This is a genomic window from Streptomyces cyaneofuscatus (assembly GCF_000718135.1).
In the GTDB taxonomy this organism is placed as follows: Bacteria; Actinomycetota; Actinomycetes; order Streptomycetales; family Streptomycetaceae; genus Streptomyces; species Streptomyces cyaneofuscatus.
Map to the genome: position 1 here is coordinate 322210 of NZ_JOEM01000001.1, position 18485 is coordinate 340694.

15 protein-coding genes are annotated in these 18485 nt (G+C 71.3%); 10 read left to right on the plus strand and 5 right to left on the minus strand.

The window, feature by feature from the left end; genetic code table 11:
• Window positions 1–43: 43 nt before the first annotated feature.
• Window positions 44–1603 carry a ricin-type beta-trefoil lectin domain protein gene (locus IF17_RS0101550; RefSeq protein ID WP_030561319.1) on the minus strand — a complete coding sequence of 520 codons (1560 nt, stop codon included), beginning with the start codon at window positions 1601–1603 and terminating at the stop codon, window positions 44–46.
• A gap of 107 nt (window positions 1604–1710) precedes the next feature.
• Here IF17_RS0101550 and IF17_RS0101555 point away from each other — a divergent pair, with 107 nt between their 5' ends.
• The 3 genes from IF17_RS0101555 (at window position 1711) to IF17_RS0101565 (ending at window position 6198) form a co-directional block, all read left to right on the plus strand.
• Window positions 1711–3126, plus strand: coding sequence for a class II fumarate hydratase (locus tag IF17_RS0101555; protein WP_030561321.1), 1416 nt, complete (start codon window positions 1711–1713; stop codon window positions 3124–3126).
• Between the two features lie 116 nt (window positions 3127–3242).
• Entirely contained in the window at window positions 3243–3929 is a 687-nt protein-coding gene (gene fomD, locus IF17_RS0101560) for a cytidylyl-2-hydroxypropylphosphonate hydrolase (RefSeq protein WP_030561322.1), read from the plus strand.
• A gap of 367 nt (window positions 3930–4296) precedes the next feature.
• Window positions 4297–6198, plus strand: a complete 1902-nt coding sequence (locus IF17_RS0101565) for a SpoIIE family protein phosphatase (protein WP_030561324.1) — start codon at window positions 4297–4299, stop codon at window positions 6196–6198.
• Between the two features lie 77 nt (window positions 6199–6275).
• Here the strand turns inward: IF17_RS0101565 and IF17_RS0101570 are convergent, their stop codons facing one another.
• Window positions 6276–8519 carry a transglycosylase domain-containing protein gene (locus tag IF17_RS0101570; RefSeq protein ID WP_030561327.1) on the minus strand — a complete coding sequence of 748 codons (2244 nt, stop codon included), beginning with the start codon at window positions 8517–8519 and terminating at the stop codon, window positions 6276–6278.
• Window positions 8520–8759: 240 nt separating this feature from the next.
• On the opposite strand from IF17_RS0101570, the gene IF17_RS0101575 reads away from it, so the two are divergent.
• From IF17_RS0101575 to IF17_RS0101595, 5 genes are all read left to right on the plus strand, one after another.
• A complete protein-coding gene (locus IF17_RS0101575) occupies window positions 8760–9731 on the plus strand; it encodes an SPFH domain-containing protein (protein ID WP_030561329.1) in 972 nt (323 codons plus the stop codon).
• Window positions 9728–9979: a type II toxin-antitoxin system antitoxin gene (locus IF17_RS0101580; RefSeq protein ID WP_030561331.1), complete on the plus strand. Its 252-nt coding sequence runs from the start codon at window positions 9728–9730 to the stop codon at window positions 9977–9979. Before IF17_RS0101575 ends, IF17_RS0101580 begins: the two co-directional genes overlap by 4 nt.
• Window positions 9980–10119: 140 nt before the next feature.
• Complete coding sequence (locus tag IF17_RS0101585) at window positions 10120–10644, plus strand: PadR family transcriptional regulator (RefSeq protein ID WP_018510276.1); 525 nt, start codon at window positions 10120–10122, stop codon at window positions 10642–10644.
• On the plus strand, window positions 10641–11327 hold the full coding sequence (locus IF17_RS0101590) for an ABC transporter ATP-binding protein (RefSeq protein WP_030561333.1): 687 nt from the start codon (window positions 10641–10643) through the stop codon (window positions 11325–11327). The genes IF17_RS0101585 and IF17_RS0101590 overlap by 4 nt, the downstream gene beginning before the upstream one ends.
• On the plus strand, window positions 11324–13726 hold the full coding sequence (locus tag IF17_RS0101595) for an ABC transporter permease (protein ID WP_030561335.1): 2403 nt from the start codon (window positions 11324–11326) through the stop codon (window positions 13724–13726). The genes IF17_RS0101590 and IF17_RS0101595 overlap by 4 nt, the downstream gene beginning before the upstream one ends.
• A 65-nt stretch (window positions 13727–13791) precedes the next feature.
• Here the strand turns inward: IF17_RS0101595 and IF17_RS0101600 are convergent, their stop codons facing one another.
• Entirely contained in the window at window positions 13792–14766 is a 975-nt protein-coding gene (locus IF17_RS0101600) for a hydrogen peroxide-inducible genes activator (RefSeq protein WP_018510279.1), read from the minus strand.
• Window positions 14767–14900: 134 nt separating this feature from the next.
• Here IF17_RS0101600 and IF17_RS0101605 point away from each other — a divergent pair, with 134 nt between their 5' ends.
• Both IF17_RS0101605 and IF17_RS0101610 read left to right on the plus strand, forming a co-directional pair.
• The gene (locus IF17_RS0101605; RefSeq protein ID WP_007452441.1) at window positions 14901–15455 is read left to right on the plus strand and encodes a peroxiredoxin; all 555 of its coding nucleotides are present in this window, start codon (window positions 14901–14903) and stop codon (window positions 15453–15455) included.
• 10 nt (window positions 15456–15465) lie between these two features.
• Window positions 15466–15999 carry an alkyl hydroperoxide reductase gene (locus IF17_RS0101610; protein ID WP_030561341.1) on the plus strand — a complete coding sequence of 178 codons (534 nt, stop codon included), beginning with the start codon at window positions 15466–15468 and terminating at the stop codon, window positions 15997–15999.
• A 77-nt stretch (window positions 16000–16076) separates the two neighbouring features.
• On the opposite strand, the gene IF17_RS0101615 is transcribed toward IF17_RS0101610, so the two are convergent.
• Both IF17_RS0101615 and IF17_RS0101620 read right to left on the minus strand, forming a co-directional pair.
• Window positions 16077–17489: an AI-2E family transporter gene (locus IF17_RS0101615; RefSeq protein WP_030561343.1), complete on the minus strand. Its 1413-nt coding sequence runs from the start codon at window positions 17487–17489 to the stop codon at window positions 16077–16079.
• Between the two features lie 120 nt (window positions 17490–17609).
• Window positions 17610–18335, minus strand: coding sequence for an aggregation-promoting factor C-terminal-like domain-containing protein (locus IF17_RS0101620; RefSeq protein ID WP_030561345.1), 726 nt, complete (start codon window positions 18333–18335; stop codon window positions 17610–17612).
• Window positions 18336–18485 lie beyond the last annotated feature (150 nt).

Consider the following 18485-nt stretch of genomic DNA (forward strand, 5'->3'; position numbering starts at 1 on the left):
ACGGTGGGTGGCGGAGGACCCGCCACCCACCACCGGAGCCCTCCTACACGAAGCGCTGCTTCGCGCTGCCGTCGCACGTCTGGAGCTTCAGCGGGTCCTTGGCCCCCGCCAGCGTCAGACAGAGCCCGGTAGCGGCGGCCGGGCGGATGGTGCCCGCCTGGCGGACGAACTTCTGGTTGGCCGCGCCCGCGCAGTCCCACACGATGAGCGTGGCGCCCGGGTTGTACTTGGCGCCCGACACGTCCAGGCACCGGTCGTGGCTGAGCGCGGTGCGCAGGGTCTGCGTACCGCCGTCGTACCACCAGTTCTGGTTGCGGCCGCCGTGGCAGTCCCAGCCGCCGATCGCGGTGCCGTTACGGGTCACCGAGGCGGGGACGTCCACACAGGTGCCGGTGGCCTCGTTCTTCACCGGGGTGAACACGTCGTCCCAGGCCGCCCGTTGCAGCACCGGGTTCCCCGTGCTGGCCGGGTCGGCGCAGCTCGCCTCGCGGAGCCCGGAGTCGTACATCTGGGTGAGGCAGGAGGCGAAGGCCCGGTGGCCCGCCGCGTTGGGGTGGAAGGACTGGCGTACGGAGTTCTCGTCCGGGAGTCCGGGCTTGCTCAGGTCGATGTAGAGCCCGCGCGCCCAGGGGGCCTCGCTGCACACCTCGTGGCCGTGGAAGAGGCGGGAGTTGTCGAGGTAGGCGGCTCCGGTGGAGGCGGCCGCCTTGCGCATGCCGGCCTGGAAGGCGGGCACGGCGGTGTTGCGGCCCCAGACGGTGTCGGAGTCGTAGCCCAGGCCCCCGCAGATCAGCTTGCCGGGGAACTTCGGGTTGTCGTAGAAGTCCGGGCCGATCGGGCTCGGGTAGCCCATCAGGACGAGCTTGTAGTCGCTGTTGTCGTACCCGGCGTCGGTCATCACCGTACGCAGGTCACGGACGGTCGCCTCGACTTTGGGGACCAGGGCGTCGACGCGGGCCTGCCAGCCGCCCGCGTACTTGGGCTCGCACGGGCCCTGGAGGCTGATGTAGCGGACCACACAGTCCGTCATGACCGGGCCGAACTGGAGGTCGTCGTTGGCTCCCGCGACCAGGACGACCATCTTGATCCGGGTGTTGCGGGCCTTGATCGCGAGGCTGTCGCTCTGGACCAGCTCGTCGGCGTACTGCTTGTTTCCGCCGATCTTGATGTTCCCGGTATAGGCGCCGGAGCAGGAGACGTTGTACGTGACGTCCGCCGCGATGCCCGTGCGGTGGATGGCGGCCTCCGGCGAGCGGTGGCACCAGTTGTCCGGTCCGTTGGTGCCGGGGTCGTAGGTGCCGACGCCCTCGCCGGAGATCTCGCTGTCGCCCAGGGAGATCAGCCCGGTCTTGCGTTCGGCGAGCGGCCGTTCGGCCGGGCTGCCGTACAGCCGGGTGGCTTCGGCCGCTCGGACCGTTTCCAGCGCGGGCGGGAGAGGAGTCGATGCGATAGTGCTGGTGCCGGTACCCGACTCGGCCGCGCCGGCCGGTCCGGCGACCGCCATCGTGGTGGCGGCCACCGCGAGCGCGGCGGTGACAGCGGCCGTACAGCGGAGCCGGCGAAGGCTGCGGAGCCCTCGAAGTCTGAGCCTGGTGCGCCTCATTGCGCCTCCCGGGTGAGTGGTTACCCCGGGTATTTACTGGCCGGTAGGCGACTTGGGAATACATAGAACAAGACACGTGCTCATCTTTTGCAGGAGGTTTAAACACGATGACCGACACGTCGGCAGATACGTCCGGCTCTGACCGGTTCCGGATCGAACACGACTCGATGGGTGAGGTGAAGGTCCCCGCCCACGCCAAGTGGCGGGCGCAGACCCAGCGGGCGGTGGAGAACTTCCCCATCTCCGGGCAGCGTCTGGAGCGGGCGCACATCGAGGCGCTGGCCCGGATCAAGGGCGCGGCCGCCAAGGTCAACGCCGAGCTGAAGGTGGTGGATCCGGACATCGCGGACGCGATCCAGGAGGCCGCCGCGGAGGTCGCGTCGGGCCGCTGGGACGAGCACTTCCCGGTGGACGTGTTCCAGACGGGCTCCGGCACCTCGTCCAACATGAACACCAACGAGGTCATCGCCACCCTCGCCACCGAGCGCCTGGGCCGCGAGGTCCACCCCAACGACCATGTGAACGCCTCCCAGTCGTCCAACGACGTCTTCCCCTCCTCCATCCACATCGCGGCCACCGCCGCCGTCACAGCCGACCTGATCCCCGCCCTGGACCACCTGGCGGAATCCCTGGGGCGGAAATCGGCCGAGTTCGCGGAGGTCGTGAAGTCCGGCCGTACGCATCTGATGGACGCCACCCCGGTCACCCTCGGCCAGGAGTTCGGCGGCTACGCGGCCCAGATCCGCTACGGAGTGGCGCGGCTGCAGGCCTCCCTCCCCCGCCTCGCCGAACTCCCCCTGGGCGGTACGGCGGTGGGCACCGGCATCAACACCCCGCCCGGCTTCTCCGCCGCCGTGATCGCCGAGGTCGCCTCGGCCACCGGGCTGCCGCTGACCGAGGCCCGCGACCACTTCGAGGCGCAGGGCACCCGGGACGGTCTTGTGGAGACCTCCGGCCAGCTCCGGACGATCGCGGTCTCGCTGACGAAGATCTCCAACGACCTGCGCTGGATGGCCTCCGGCCCGCGCACCGGCCTCGCCGAGATCAACCTCCCCGACCTCCAGCCCGGCTCGTCGATCATGCCCGGCAAGGTCAACCCGGTCATCCCGGAGGCCGTCCTCATGGTCGCCGCCCAGGTCACCGGGAACGACGCCACGGTCGCCACGGCGGGCGCGGCCGGCAACTTCGAGCTGAACGTGATGCTCCCGGTCATCGCGAAGAACCTGCTGGAGTCCGTACGGCTGCTCGCCAACGCCTCCCGGCTGCTGGCCGACCGCACGGTGGACGGCATCACCGCCAACGTGGAGCGGGCCCGCGCCTACGCGGAGTCCTCCCCCTCGGTGGTCACCCCGCTCAACAAGTACATCGGGTACGAGGAGGCGGCGAAGGTCGCCAAGCAGTCCCTCAAGGACGGCACGACGATCCGCGAGACCGTCCTGGCCTCGGGCTATGTCGAGCGCGGCGACCTCACCGTGGAGCAACTGGACGAGGCGCTGGACGTGTTGCGGATGACACGGCCGTGACGCCTGGGTCACCCGGGGCCCGTGGGGGCACCCGGGTGACCCACCCCGGGCCGCCCGGGCACACCGGGTGACCTGAGTCGCAGCGGGCGGGCGCGGACGCTCCGTAAGATCCATCTATGACAGGTACGGGAGAGTGCGCACGCTGGGCGCCGGGGGACCAGATCCTCTGGCGCTACCGCGACAACGGCCGGGCCCAGCGGGCGCCCGGAGCCCCGCCCGTGCACATCTGCCGCCCGGTGACCGTCGTCCAGGACACCGCCGAGCTGCTCGCCGTCTGGATGGCACCCGGCACCGAATGCGTACGGCCCGTGCTGGCCAACGGCACGCAGGTGCACGCCGAGCCGCTCGCCACCCGCTACACCGCGCCGCGCACCACCGCGCGCTCCACCTGGTTCGGCACGGGGGTGCTGAAGCTGGCCAGGCCCGGGGACCCCTGGTCGGTCTGGCTGTTCTGGGACCGGGGCTGGCTCTTCCGGAACTGGTACGTGAATCTGGAGGAGCCGCACCTGCGGTGGGCCGGAGGGGTGGATTCCGAGGATCACTTTCTCGACATCTCCGTGAACCCGGACCGGAGCTGGAAGTGGCTCGACGAGGACGAGTTCGCGCAGGCGCAGCACGTCGGCCTGATGGACCGGGAGACCGCCGCGGGCGTCCGGGAGGCGGGCCGGGCGGCGGTCGAGGTGATCACCGGGTGGGGCTCGCCGTTCCGGGACGGCTGGGAGCACTGGCGGCCCGATCCGCGGTGGCAGGTTCCGCCGCTGCCGGATGACTGGGACCGCACCCCTGCCCATATGCCGTCGTGAGACCCTGGACGCACCCCCCGGGGGCCCGGTCGGCAGGCCCGGCTCCCTGAGGGACACACCGGATCTGACCACAAGTCATCGCACCGGTCGTGCGGCACCACGGGCCACGGACCCGGACGGACCGCCCGGTCGCAGGACCACCACGAGGGGGTGGAGACGTGTTCGCTGCCCGCTGCCGCCTCACCGCGACCAGACCGGCGCCCGCGCGGAACGTCGTCCTCCGGCCATCTCGCGGACGCACGGTTTCGGCCCCGCGTGCGAGGGCATCCGCAGACAGCCGTTGTCCTCATCGCGGTCGCCGGGGCACAGTGGCGCCCCACGAGGCGACTGCCTCATACAACCGGCCCGGACGGACGGAATCCCACGCGTGACGGAGCACCCCACCTCCCACGAAGGCCGGCAGCCTCTCGCGGCACGGCAGCAGGAGCGCACCCGGCCCCGGCAGCAGGACGCGGCGGCCGCGGCCGCCGCTGCCGCGATCCCGTCGCCGGCCGCCGCGCCGAACCCCGGGCCCGGGCCGGCCGCCGTCGCCGAGGCGCAGGCGGCCACCCGCCGCGAGGGCGACCGGCTGCGCTTCGTCGGGGCCGCGACCCGGCGCATCGCCCGCGGCATAGACCTGGACGAGATCGTGCTGGGCCTGTGCCGGGCGAGCGTGCCGACGTTCTCCGACGCGATCCTGGTCTACCTGCGCGACCCGCTGCCGGTCGGCGACGAGCGGCCGGTGAGCCCGTTCGTGCTGCGGCTGCGCCGCTCCGACCGGCTCCGGCACACCGACGAGGAGGGCGGCGAGGCGGGCCCGGAGAGCGAGCGGCTGCGGCCGCTGCTCAGCGACCCGACAGCCGACCTGATGCCCGCCGCCGAGCTGTGCGAGGTGCGGGCGGGCGGAGCGCTGGCCGAGGTGCTGCGCGGGGTGCGGCCGGTCTTCGGTGACTCGGCGGCGGCCCGGGCGGCGCTGCCCGAGCTGCTGGGCGCCGGGCGTCCGGTCCCCACCGGCCACCGGGCGATCCTCGCCCCGCTGCGCGGCAGACGCCGGGTGATCGGCGCGGCGGTCTTCGTACGGTCCACCGAGCGGGCCGCGTTCGAGGCCAGTGACCTGCTGGTGGCCGCGCAGTTGGCGACGCACACCGCGCTCGGCATCGACAAGGCCGTGCTGTACGGGCGCGAGGCCTACATCGCGGACGAGCTCCAGCGCACGATGCTCCCCGACTCGCTCCCGCAGCCCACCGGCGTACGCCTCGCCTCGCGCTACCTCCCGGCGGCCGAGACGGCCCGGGTCGGCGGGGACTGGTACGACGCGATCCCGCTGCCCGGCAGCCGGGTCGCGCTGGTCGTCGGGGATGTGATGGGCCACTCCATGACCTCCGCCGCGATCATGGGCCAGCTGAGGACGACCGCCCAGACCCTCGCCCAGCTCGACCTGCCGCCGCAGGAGGTGCTGCACCACCTGGACGAGCAGGCGCAACGCCTCGGCAGCGACCGCATGGCGACCTGCCTGTACGCGGTCTACGACCCGGTCGCGCACCGGATCACCATCGCCAACGCCGGCCACCCGCCGCCCGTCCTGCTCCACCTGGGCGGCCGGGCCGAGGTGCTGCGGGTGCCGCCGGGCGCCCCGATCGGGGTGGGCGGGGTCGACTTCGAGGCCGTGGAGCTGGACGCCCCGGCCGGTGCCACGCTGCTGCTGTACACCGACGGGCTGGTCGAGTCCCGGCTGCGGGACGTGTGGACGGGGATCGAGCAGCTGCGGGAGCGCCTGGCGGCGACCGCCCAGCTCACCGGGGACGATCACTCCCCGCCGCTGGAGGCCCTCTGCGACGACGTGCTCGACATGCTGGGCCCGGGCGACCGGGACGACGACATCGCGCTGCTCGCCGCCCGCTTCGACGGGATCGCGCCGAGCGACGTGGCGTACTGGTATCTGGAGCCGGAGGACGCGGCTCCGGGCCGGGCCCGCAGGCTGGCGCGGCGGGCGCTCGCCCGGTGGGGCCTGGAGGAGATGTCCGACGAGGTGGAGCTGCTGGTCAGCGAGGTCGTCACCAACGCGGTGCGCTATGCGGAGCGGCCGGTGACGCTGCGGCTGCTGCGGACGGACATCCTGCGCTGCGAGGTGGGCGACGACTCCCCGCAGCTGCCCCGGCAGCGCCGGGCGCGGGAGACGGACGAGGGCGGGCGCGGGCTGTTCCTGGTGAACCGGCTGGCCCGGCGGTGGGGCGCGACGCGGCTGTCGACGGGCAAGGTCGTCTGGTTCGAGATGGCGACGCGCAGCTGACGCGTATGAATGTGGAGAGGGGCGGTGCCGATGTCGGCACCGCCCCTCTCCGTCATACGCGGGTCATACGCGCGCGGTCACTCCCCGAGGAGTCCGCCGCCGCCGGGCCGCTCGCCCGGCTGCCCGTCGCTCTCCCCGGGCTGCGGCGGCAGCTCGGGGCTCTTGGTCGGCGGGACGGTGGGCGGCGTGATGGTCGGCGGGGCCGAAGGGGTCGGCGGCGACGACGGAGGAGTCTCGCTGGGCGTCTCGCTCGGGGTCTTGGACGGCGTCTTCGACGGGGTGGGCTCCTCGGACGGGGTGGGCTCCTCGGACGGCGTCTTCGACGGGGTGGGCGGCGGCGGGACCTCGCCGCGCTCCACGTCCTGGAGGTCGAACTGCGCGTCCGAGCCGCCGCCCAGGGCACCGAGGGTGTAGTCCGCCCAGATCCGGGCCGGGAAGCCACCGCCGTTGGCCCGGCCGGAGTTGGCCGTACCGGTGAGGGAGACCTGCTTGCGGCCGCCGTCGCCCTCGCCGAACAGGGCGACGACCGTGGTCAGTTCGGGGGTGTACCCGGCGAACCAGGCCGACTTGTTCTCCTCCGACGTGCCCGTCTTGCCCGCCGCCTGGTAGGCGGAGGTGTTGGCCGCGCTGCCGGAGCCCGACTTCACGACGCCGGTGAGCGCTGAGGTCACGGTGTCGGCCGACGCGCGGCTGATCACCTGCTCCTTCTTGGGCGCCTCCGGCTTCACCGTACGGTCGCGGTGCTCGGCGGACTGGAGGATGTGCGGGGTGACCTTGCGGCCGTGGTTGTCGAGGGTCGCGTAGACCCCGGCCATGTCCCAGGTGGAGGCGTTCATGGTGCCGAGGGTGACGGCGGGGCGCTCGGGGAAGTTCTTGTCCGGTACGCCGAGGTCCAGCGCGGTCCGCTTGGTGGCGGCGGGCGTCACGTCCACGATCATCTGCGCGAAGACGGAGTTGACCGAGCTGTTCATGGCCTTCTGGACGGAGATCGGGCCGTAGCTCCGGTCGTCCTCGTTCTGCGGGGCGAAGGGGGTGTCGCTGCCGACGACGGGCCGCTTGCTGGTGCCGTCGTAGATGGTGTTGAGCCCGATCAGGTTGCCGTTCTGGGTCTTCGACTCGTTCTCCAGGGCCGCTGCGAGCACCAGCGGCTTGAAGGTGGAGGCCGGCTGGTAGTCCTGGCGGGTGGCGTTGCTGATGTAGTGCTTGACGTAGTCCTCGCCGCCGTACAGCGCGACGACCTTGCCGGTCTTCGGGTCGACGGAGGTCGCGCCGGCCTGGACGGTGGCGTCGATCTTGCTGCCCTTCCGGTCCAGCTTGGACTCCAGCTCCTTCTCCACCGACTTCTCCAGCTGCTGCTGGCGCTTCTTGTCGACGGTGAGGGTGAACGTCCAGCCGCCGGCCTCACGGTCCTCGGCGGAGATGCCCTGCTTGTCGAGCTCCTTGTTGACCGCCTCGACGAGATAGCCGGTCTGGCCCTCCATGCCCTGGGCGGGCTTGGGCTTCTGCGGCTTGGGGAACTCCTGCTTCGCGCGCTCGGCCTCGCTGAGCCAGCCCATCTCGACCATGTTCTTCAGCGTGTAGGCCCAGCGGTCCTTGACCAGGCGCTTGCCGGTGGGAGTGGCGGTGGCCCAGTCGTACTGGCTGGGGGCCTGGAGGAGCGAGGCGAGGTAGGCGCCCTGGGAGACGTTCAGGTCCTTGGCGTCGATGCCGTAGTACGCCTGGGCGGCCGCCTGGATGCCGCTGGCGCCGCGTCCGTAGTAGGCGGTGTTGATGTACCCGGCGAGGATCTGGCCCTTGGACTGGTCCTGGTCGACCTTGAGCGAGATCACCAGCTCCTGGAGCTTGCGGGTGATCGTCGGGTCCTGCGTCAGGTAGTAGTTCTTCACGTACTGCTGGGTGATGGTCGAGCCACCCTGCTTGCCCTTGCCGCTGAGCGTGTTGAGCAGCGCGCGGGTCGTGCCCTTGAGGTCGATGCCGTCGTCCTCGTAGAAGGTCTTGTTCTCCGCGGCGACGAAGGTGTGCTGCACCTCCTTGGGCACCTGGGCCAGGTCGACGATCTGCCGGTTGACGCCGCTGTTGGACCGGGCGAGCACGGTGCCGTCGCTGTACTGGTAGACGTTGCTCTGCCGCTCGGCCAGCTCGTTGGGGGCGGGGACGTCGACGTACAGGTAGAGCGCGCCGAAGGCGCCCATGCCCAGCAGGACGATCCCGAAGAACGTACCCAGCAGCTTCTTCCACGTGAAGAGTCTGCGTATGCCGCCGCTCTTCGCAGCCCGGCGCGACCCTCGCGCCTGGGCTCGTCGCGCATCCGCTCGACCCATTGCTGTGTTGCTCCCGCTTCTCTGCTCGACCGGCTCGCTCGGTTCACCCGATTCCGTTCAGACCTGCCAGCTAACACCGTCGGCAGAGACGAAAGGCAAGCGATCCGGTCTTTTCCGGACGTGACAATCAGCACCCGTTCCCTAGGGAACCGACTCCCCAGGGGTGCGCAAGGTTGCGAGAACCGTTAATGTGAAATCACATTGATAGCGCGGCACGAGCCGCACGGAACGGGGGAACCCATGACCGCACAGCACGACGGCCACCACCCGGACGCATCGGCGGCCGCCCTCGACATCGACGCCCCCGACATGCCCGAGCCGCAGGTCACGGAGGTCACCGCCCATTCGATCCCGGGCGGCCTGGGGCTGCTGCTGACGGTGTTCGGGGTGTTCGCCGGGGTCGGCCTCGCCATCGTCGGCGGGGTGATCGGGGCGGGCGGCAACAACGCCGTCGGCGTCCCGCTCCTCATCCTCGGGGTGCTCCTGGTGATCACCTCGTTCTTCTGCATGAGCGGTGTGAAGATGGTCGCTCCGGGCGAGGCCCGGGTGATACAGCTCTTCGGCCGGTACGTCGGCACCATCCGCGCCGACGGGCTGCGTTGGATCAACCCGCTGACCTCCAGCCAGAAGATCTCCACCCGGATCCGCAACCACGAGACCGCCGTCCTCAAGGTCAACGACGCCTACGGCAACCCGATCGAACTGGCCGCGATCGTCGTCTGGAAGGTCGAGGACACCGCCCAGGCCCTCTTCGAGGTCGACGACTTCCTGGAGTTCGTCGCCACCCAGACCGAGGCGGCGGTCCGGCACATCGCGATCGAGTACCCGTACGACGCCCACGAGGAGGAGGGCCTCTCGCTGCGCGGCAACGCGGAGGAGATCACCGAGAAGCTGGCCGTCGAGCTGACCGCCCGGGTGAAGGCGGCGGGCGTCCTGATCATCGAGTCCCGCTTCAGCCACCTCGCGTACGCCCCCGAGATCGCCTCCGCCATGCTCCAGCGCCAGCAGGCCGGCGCGGTCGTCGCCGCCCGCAAGCAGATCGTCGAGGGCGCGGTGGGCATGGTCGAGATGGCCCTGGACCGGATCGCCGAGCAGGGCATCGTGGAGCTGGACTCCGAGCGGAAGGCGGCCATGGTCAGCAATCTGATGGTGGTGCTGTGCGGTGACCGCGCGGCCCAGCCGGTCCTCAACACGGGCAGCCTCTACCAGTGACGGACCAGACGCCGCCCCGGCGGACGCCGGCCTCCCGGCCGCAGCAGCGCAAGCAGATGCTGCTGCGGCTGGACCCCGCGGTGCACGACGCGCTGGCCCGCTGGGCCTCCGACGAGCTGCGCAGCGCCAACGCGCAGATCGAGTTCCTGCTGCGCCGGGCGCTGAAGGAGGCGGGGCGGCTGCCGGGGTCGGCGGCGCCGATCGCCCGCCGGGGCCGGCCTCCGAAGCGGCCGCCGGAGGAGCCCTAGAGACCCCGCACCGCATGCCGGAGGCGCCCCGGAGACCCACGCCGCAAGCCAGAGGCGCCCTGGAGACCGGCACCGCAGGCCAGGGGCACCTTTCGGACGTGTATACATGCCGGGTATACACCCCGTGTACAGTGCTCCCCATGTCTATCGGTCACACCCTCCTCGGGCTCCTGGAGTCCGGCCCCCGCCACGGCTACGACCTGAAGCGGACCTTCGACGAGAAGTTCGGCCAGGACCGCCCCCTCCACTACGGCCAGGTCTACTCGACGATGTCCCGCCTCCTGAAGAACGGACTCGTCGAGGTCGACGGCGTCGAGAGCGAAGGAGGGCCCGAGCGCAAGCGGTACGCCATCACGGACGCCGGGATCACCGATGTCTCGCGCTGGCTCATGCAGCCCGAGAAGCCGGAGCCGTACCTCCAGTCGACCCTCTACACCAAGGTCGTCCTGGCGCTCCTCACCGACCGCAGCGCCTCCGACCTGCTGGACTCCCAGCGTTCGGAGCACCTGCGGATGATGCGCATCCTCACCGACCGCAAGCGCAAGGGCGACCTCGCCGACCAGCTGATCTGCGACCACGCCCTGTTTCACCTGGAAGCCGATCTGCGATGGCTGGAACTGACCGCCGCCCGCCTCGGCCAGCTCGCCAAGGTGGTGGCCCCGTGATCCCCGAAGGCTCCCTGCTCGCCGCGCACGACCTGCGCAAGACCTACGGCGCGACGCCCGCCCTGGACGGCGCCTCGTTCTCCGTGCACCCAGGAGAGGTCGTCGCCGTGATGGGCCCCTCCGGCTCCGGCAAGTCGACCCTGCTGCACTGTCTGGCCGGGATCATCACCCCGGACTCCGGCACCATCACCTACGCCGGCCGCGAGCTCTCCGCGATGTCGGACGCCGAGCGCAGCGCCCTGCGCCGCAGCGACTTCGGCTTCGTCTTCCAGTTCGGCCAGCTCGTGCCGGAGCTGACCTGCGTGGAGAACGTCGCGCTGCCGCTGCGGCTCAACGGGGTGAAGCGCAAGGCCGCCGAGCGCACCGCCCGGGAGTGGATGGAGCGCCTGGAGGTCGAGGACACCGCCGGCAAGCGCCCCGGCGAGGTCTCCGGCGGCCAGGGCCAGCGCGTCGCCGTGGCCCGCGCCCTGGCGGCCTCCCCGAAGGTGATCTTCGCGGACGAGCCGACCGGCGCCCTGGACTCCCTCAACGGCGAGCGGGTGATGGAGCTGCTCACCGAGGCCGCCCGCTCCTCCAACGTCGCGGTCGTCCTGGTCACCCACGAGGCCCGGGTCGCCGCCTACTCCGACCGTGACGTCACCGTGCGCGACGGCCGGGCCCGTGACCTGGAGCACGCCGTATGACGCTGCTCGACTCCCGTACCGCTCCGGCCGCCGGGCAGGACCGCCCGCAGCCGCCCTCGCGGGGCGCGGCCACCCTCCGGGACCTCGGCCTCGGCATCCGGTTCGCCGCCGCCGGGGGCCGCGAGGGCTGGATCCGTACGCTGCTGACGGCGGTCGGCGTCGGCCTCGGGGTCGCGCTGCTGCTGCTCGCCTCCTCCGTACCGCACATGCTGGACGAACGCTCCGCGCGGGACCAGGCGCGCAGCGAGACGCGGATCTCCGGCTCACCGGACACGAACGCGCCGAAGTCCGACACCTCGGTGGTCCGGATCAACACGACCACCGAGTACCACGACCGCACCATCGAGGGCTATCTGATGCGCGCCGACGGCACGGCGCCTGTCCGCCCGCCGGGCCTCGACCGCTTCCCCGCGGCGGACGAGATGGCGGTCTCCCCCGCGCTGAAGGAGCTGCTCGCCGCCCCCGGGAACGAGCTGCTGCGCGAGCGGCTGCCGTACGAGATCACGGGCACGATTCGAGACGCCGGGCTGCGCTCGCCCGGTGAACTCCTCTACTACGCGGGCAGCGACACCCTGACGCCCGCCTCGGGCGGCCACCGGATCGCCGGGTACGGGGACACCCGCGCGGGCGATCCGCTGCCGCCGCTGCTGATCGTGCTGACCGTCATGGTCTGTGTCGTGCTGCTGGTGCCGGTCGCGATCTTCATCGCCACCGCCGTACGGTTCGGCGGCGACCGGCGCGACCGCAGGCTCGCCGCGCTGCGCCTGGTCGGCGCCGACATCCGCTCGACCCGGCGCATCGCCGCCGGGGAGGCGCTGTTCGGCGCGGTCCTCGGGCTGCTGATCGGGCTGGGCTTCTTCCTGGTGGGGCGGCAGTTCGTCGGCGCGGTGGAGATCTGGGACGTCAGCGCGTTCCCGGCGGACCTGGTGCCCGACCCTCTGCTCGGTGTGCTGATCACCGTCGCCGTGCCGCTCACCGCCGTGCTCGTCACGCTGGTCGCGATGCGCTCGGTGGTGATCGAACCGCTCGGCGTCGTACGGCGTGGGCGTGACCGGGGCCGCCGGCTCTGGTGGCGCCTGCTGATGCCGGCCGCGGGTCTGGCGGTGCTCGGCTTCACGGGCCGGGTCGACGAGTACACCTACGCCCCCGTCAATCCGTACCTGATCGCGACGGGCGCCGTGCTGGTGCTGGTCGGGCTCGCCCTGCTGCTGCCGTGGCTGGTCGAGGCCTGCGTGAACCGGCTGCGCGGCGGCCCGGTGCCCTGGCAGCTCGCCACCCGCAGGCTCCAGTCGAGCAGCGGGGCCGCGTCCCGCGCGGTCAGCGGGGTCACGGTGGCGGTGGCGGGAGCGATCGCCCTCCAGATGATGTTCGCCGCGATGAACGCCGACTTCAACCGGATGACCGGCCAGGACCCCTCGCGGGCCCAGTTCGCCGGGTACTCCGAGGACGTCACGGGCGAGGCGGCCACCGCGGCCATCGAGCAGTTCCGCGCCACCGAGGGGGTGGAGGTGGTGATCGGTTCCGTGCAGGCGTACGCGTCCAAGCCGGGCGTCTACGCCGAGGACGACGTCCCGCCCACCACCTCCGTCACCGTCGGCACCTGTGAAACCCTGCGCGAGCTGGCCCGGATCGGCGCCTGTCAGGACGGGGACACCTTCGTCGTCCACCCGCCGGGCGACAAGGACATGTCCCAATGGGTCGACCAGGCCGCCCGCAAGGGCAAGGTGGTCGAGATCGGCTCCGGGTACGGCAAGCCGCTGCGGTGGACGCTGCCCGCCGACTCCCCGACCGTGCAGGGCCGCAAGGACCCGATGGGCGACACGCACTACGGGATCATGGCCACCACCGGCGCGATCGACGCGAGCACGCTGCCCGGCGCGCAGATCACCGCCCAGATCCGGGTCGACAAGAGCGTGCCGGACGTCGCCGAGCACGTACGGAACACGGCGGCCCGGATCGATCCCGGCATGCGCTTCGTCACCCTCGACTCGGTGGAGCGCGACCGGCAGTACGCCAGCATCCAGACCGGCCTCCAGGTCGGCGCGAGTGTGGTGCTGCTGCTGATCGCCGCCTCGATGCTGGTCTCCCAGCTGGAGCAGTTGCGCGAGCGGAAGCGGCTGCTGTCGGTGCTGGTCGCCTTCGGCACCCGGCGTACGACGCTGAGCTGGTCGGTCCTCTGGCAGACCGCCGTCCCCGTCGTCCTCGGCCTGGCGGTGGCGGTCGCGGGCGGACTGGGGCTGGGCGCGACACTCGCCTGGATGATCCACAAGAGCGTCTCCGACTGGTGGCTCTTCCTGCCGCTGACGGGGGCCGGGGCGGGGCTGATCCTGCTGGTGACGGCGTTGTCGCTGCCCTCGCTGTGGCGGCTGATGCGGCCGGACGGGCTGCGGACGGAGTAGCGGGAGCAGCGGGAGCGGGCCGGTGCGGCCAGGAGGAACTCTCCTGCCCGCACCGGCCCTTCCGCTCATACGAGACGTACCGGCAGCGGCTCCATCGCCCCGCGCAGCGCTGCGGCGAACTCCTCGAACTCGCCGCCCCGCGCCGACCCGGTCCGCATCGCCAGCGCCACCCGCCGGGTGGGGGCCGGGTGGGCGAAGTACCCGGTGGCCAGGGCGTCGTTGCGCGCGGTCTCCACCGTGACGGCGGTGCGCGGCAGCAGCGTCACCCCGAGCCCGCCCGCGACCAGCTGGACGAGGGTGGAGAGCCCGGCGGCGGTCGTGGTGACCGGCGCCCCCTCCGTACGCCCGGCCTCCCGGCAGATGTCGAGGGCCTGGTCGCGCAGGCAGTGGCCCTCGTCCAGGAGGAGCAGCGGCAGCTCCCGCAGCGCGTCGCGCGGGATGTCGGCGCGGCCGCCGAGCCAGTGGTCCTGCTCCATGACCAGCACGAAGTCCTCGTCGAAGAGCGGGATCTCGCTCACTCCGGGGACCCCGAGCGGCACGGCGAGGAGCAGCAGGTCCAGGCGTCCGGCGGCGAGCCCCTCCAGCAGCGAGGAGGTCTGCTCCTCATGGACCTGGAGGTCGAGGTCCGGGTAGCGGTCGTGGACGAGCCGGAGCACGGTGGGCAGCAGATACGGGGCGACGGTCGGGATCACACCGAGCCGGAGCACCCCGGTGAACGGCGCCCGGGCGGCCTCCGCCTCCTCCATCAGCGCGGCGACGGCCTCCAGCACGACACCGGTCCGCGCCGCGAGCCGCTCCCCGGCGGGCGAGAGCAGCACCTTGCGCGTCGTACGCTCGATGAGCTGGACACCCAGTGCCTCCTCCAGGGTGGAGACGGCTCCGGAGAGTGCCGGCTGACTCATCCCGATTGCTGCCGCCGCGTCCCGGAAGTGCAGATGTTCCGCCACCGCCGCGAAGGCGCGGAGCTGCGACAGGCTGGGCTGCTTGGCGGACTGCCTGGCTGGCTTCTGAGGGCGTATGCCCGGTTTCCCCTGGCCCACTGATAGGCACCTCCGATCATCACGACCGAGTGTAGCTATTTCCCTGATCAATGCACTCTGTGCCAAGGTGGATCTCGTCCAACCCTCAGGAAATCTCCCCAAAGGGGAATTTCCTAACGCTGCAAGGAGAGCGCGTGCTCACTGTCGGTGACAAGTTCCCCGAGTTCGACCTGACTGCTTGTGTTTCGCTGGAGAGCGGCAAGGAGTTCGAGCAGATCAACCACAAGACCTACGAGGGCAAGTGGAAGATCGTCTTCGCGTGGCCGAAGGACTTCACCTTCGTGTGCCCCACCGAGATCGCCGCCTTCGGCAAGCTGAACGAGGAGTTCGCCGACCGGGACGCCCAGGTCCTCGGCTTCTCCGGTGACTCCGAGTTCGTGCACCACGCCTGGCGCAAGGACCACCCGGACCTGACCGACCTGCCCTTCCCGATGCTGGCCGACTCGAAGCACGAGCTCATGCGTGACCTCGGCATCGAGGGCGAGGACGGCTTCGCGCAGCGCGCCGTCTTCATCGTCGACCAGAACAACGAGATCCAGTTCACGATGGTGACCGCCGGTTCCGTGGGCCGTAACCCCAAGGAGGTCCTGCGGGTCCTCGACGCCCTGCAGACCGACGAGCTGTGCCCGTGCAACTGGACCAAGGGCGAGAACACCCTCGACCCGGTCGCGCTCCTCTCGGGCGAGTGAGCTGATACCCATGGCTCTCGATGAACTCAAGTCCGCCATACCGGACTTCGCCAAGGACCTGAAGCTGAACCTCGGTTCGGTCATCGGCAACAGCGACCTCCCGAAGCAGCAGCTCTGGGGCACCGTGCTGGCCTGCGCGATCGCCTCGCGCTCGCCGAAGGTGCTGCGTGAGCTGGAGCCCGAGGCGAAGGCCAACCTCTCCGCCGAGGCGTACACCGCGGCGAAGTCGGCGGCCGCCATCATGGCGATGAACAACGTCTTCTACCGGACCCGGCACCTGCTGTCGGACCCGGAGTACGGCACGCTCCGCGCGGGCCTGCGGATGAACGTCATCGGCAACCCGGGCGTGGAGAAGGTCGACTTCGAGCTGTGGTCGCTCGCCGTCTCCGCGATCAACGGCTGCGGCCAGTGCCTGGACTCCCACGAGCAGGTGCTCCGCAAGGCCGGCGTGGACCGCGAGACCATCCAGGAGGCCGTCAAGGTCGCCTCGGTGATCCAGGCGGTCGGTGTGACCCTCGACGCCGAGGCCGTACTCGCCGAGTAGTCACCCGCACCACCCCTGATACGAGGAAGAGCCCCGAGGACGACCGACCGTCCCCGGGGCTCTTTCCGTATGTACGCCTACTTCTCCGGCGGTTCGCTCCCGGGCGGCTCCGTGGGCTCGGCGGTGGTGACGGGCCCGTCGCCCGGCTCGTCCGCCACCGGCTGCGGCTGCGGCTGCGGTGCGGCGGGCGGCGGCGTCGGGGCGACCCCCAGCGCGGTGGCCCCGTGCTGTCCGCCGACCGGGGCGGGGGTCGCGTACGACCGCAGATAGCCGACCACCGTGTTGACCACGGCGACCAGCGGTACGGCGACCACCGCGCCGCCGATGCCCGCGACCAGGCCGCCCGTCGCCACCGCGAGGACCACGGCCAGCGGGTGCACCCGCACCGCCCGGCCGAGGATGAACGGCTGGAGGATGTGGCCCTCGATCTGCTGCACCGCGAGCACCACCACCAGCACCATCAGCGCGGTGAACACGCCCTCGGTGACCAGCGCGACGACCACCGCCAGCGCCCCGGAGACCACGGCACCCAGCAGCGGGATGAAGGCGAACAGGAAGATGAACACGGCCAGCGGCACTGCGAGCGGCACATTGAGGAAGTAGAGGCCGAGGCCGATGAAGATGGCGTCGATCAGGGCGACCAGCACCGTGCCGCGCACGTAGGCGGTCAGGGTCCGCCAGGCGCGCGGCCCGGCCCCCGCGACCCCGGGGCGGGCCTGGGCGGGCACCAGCTTCAGCGACCACTCCCAGATGCGCCGGCCGTCGTAGAGCAGGAAGAGCGTGGAGAACATCGCCAGCAGCAGGCCGGTAAGGAACTCCACCATGAAGGTGACGCCCTGGAGCCCGGCGGAGGTGATCTCCTCCGTGTTGGTGCCGATGGTGTCGTTGAGGTTCTTGGCGATGTCGTTGATCTGCGACTCGGTGACGTGGAAGGGGCTGTCCAGCAGCCAGCGCTTCAACTCGTCGATGCCGTCGCGGACCCGGTCGGAGAGCGTGTCGAGGTTCTCCATGACCTGCCACACCACGAACCAGCCGACCAGGCCGATGATGACGAACCCGAGCACCGCGGTCACCGCGGTGGCGAGCCCGTGCGGCAGCCCGAACCGCTTGAGCCGTACGACGGTCGGCTGGAGCATCGCCGTGATGAGCAGGGCGGCGGAGAAGGCCAGGACGACGAGCTGTACGGCGGTGATGATCTGCATCAGCACCCAGAGGGTCCCCGCGAGGACGAGCAGCCGCCACCCGGCCTCGGCCGCGACCCGCATCCCCCACGGGATCGCGGCGACGGGATCGGGCTTGGCGGCGACGGAGGGGGCGTACGTGGGGGGCGCGGGAACCTGCCCGGGGTCGTCCGGGGCGGCGTCGGCCGCCCCCGTCACCCCGAGGGGGTCGTCATCGGCGGCGGCGCGCTCCCGGCGCTCTTCCAGGCGTGCGCCCAGCTCCGTCAGTTCGGACCCGAAGCGGCCCAGCCAGCCCGGTAGTTTCGACATGTCTCTTTCCCTTCCCCCATCTTCGCTCCCCAGCGCTGCCATGGATCGCCGGATGCGACCGTACACGCGCGAGGCCCCCCACCGCGTTCGCGGTGAGGGGCCTCGGGGGAGCTTGAAGCTCTAGTACCAGTTGTTGGCCTGCCAGAAGGACCAGGCGCCGCACGGGGAGCCGTAGCGGCTGTCCATGTAGCTGAGGCCCCACTTGATCTGGGTGGCCGGGTTGGTCTGCCAGTCGGCGCCGGCGGAGGACATCTTGTGGCCCGGGAGGGCCTGCATCAGTCCGTACGCGCCGGAGGACGGGTTGGTCGCGCGGTAGTTCCAGGTCGACTCGTGGTTCACGATGTTGCTGAAGCACTGGAACTGGTCCGCGGGGACCATCTGACGGGCCATCGCCTGCACCTGGGCCACGGTGTACGAGCCCTGCGCGGAGAACGAGGAGGCGTCGCGGACGGAGGACCGGCTGGCACGCTCGGCCGCTTCCTTCTTCTCCTTCTCCGCCTTCTCCTCGGCCAGCCGCTCGGCCTCGGCCTTCGCCTCGGCCGCCGCCTTCTTGGACTTGGCGTCCTTGGCGGCCTGGAGACGGGCGGACTCCTCGGCCGACTTCTTCGCGGCGGAGTCGGCCGCGGATGCCTGGGCATCGGCCTGCTGCGTCAGCGAAGCGGTCTGGACCTGGGCCTGCTGGCCCGCGGGGATGTCTGCGAGCAGCGTGGTGTCGGCTGCGGCAGCCTCGAAGTTGTTGTCGTCGGCGGCAGGTGCGCCGCCCGCAGCAACGCCTACGACGGCGCCAACGGTGGTGACCGCAGTGGCAGATGCCACGGCGAACCCCCGGACCGAGATCCGGCTCACATGGTGTCCTTCCAGCATCGTCCGCTTAGGTGACCTCGCGGGCGCGTTCGTGCCCCTGGCTCTGGCCTCCCTACTGCGTGGGTCACGGGAGGCACGGGCCCGTTGGGCGATCCCGGTGGAGGGGTCGCCGCGTGGTGCTCGCGGGCGGCA

Coding starts and splice junctions, on each gene's coding strand:
- IF17_RS0101550 (WP_030561319.1), bottom strand. CDS start 1,603: ATGAGGCGCACCAGGCTCAGACTTCGAGGGCTCCGCAGCCTTCGCCGG.
- IF17_RS0101555 (WP_030561321.1), top strand. CDS start 1,711: ATGACCGACACGTCGGCAGATACGTCCGGCTCTGACCGGTTCCGGATC.
- fomD (WP_030561322.1), top strand. CDS start 3,243: ATGACAGGTACGGGAGAGTGCGCACGCTGGGCGCCGGGGGACCAGATC.
- IF17_RS0101570 (WP_030561327.1), bottom strand. CDS start 8,519: ATGGGTCGAGCGGATGCGCGACGAGCCCAGGCGCGAGGGTCGCGCCGG.
- IF17_RS0101575 (WP_030561329.1), top strand. CDS start 8,760: ATGACCGCACAGCACGACGGCCACCACCCGGACGCATCGGCGGCCGCC.
- IF17_RS0101585 (WP_018510276.1), top strand. CDS start 10,120: ATGTCTATCGGTCACACCCTCCTCGGGCTCCTGGAGTCCGGCCCCCGC.
- IF17_RS0101595 (WP_030561335.1), top strand. CDS start 11,324: ATGACGCTGCTCGACTCCCGTACCGCTCCGGCCGCCGGGCAGGACCGC.
- IF17_RS0101610 (WP_030561341.1), top strand. CDS start 15,466: ATGGCTCTCGATGAACTCAAGTCCGCCATACCGGACTTCGCCAAGGAC.
- IF17_RS0101615 (WP_030561343.1), bottom strand. CDS start 17,489: ATGTCGAAACTACCGGGCTGGCTGGGCCGCTTCGGGTCCGAACTGACG.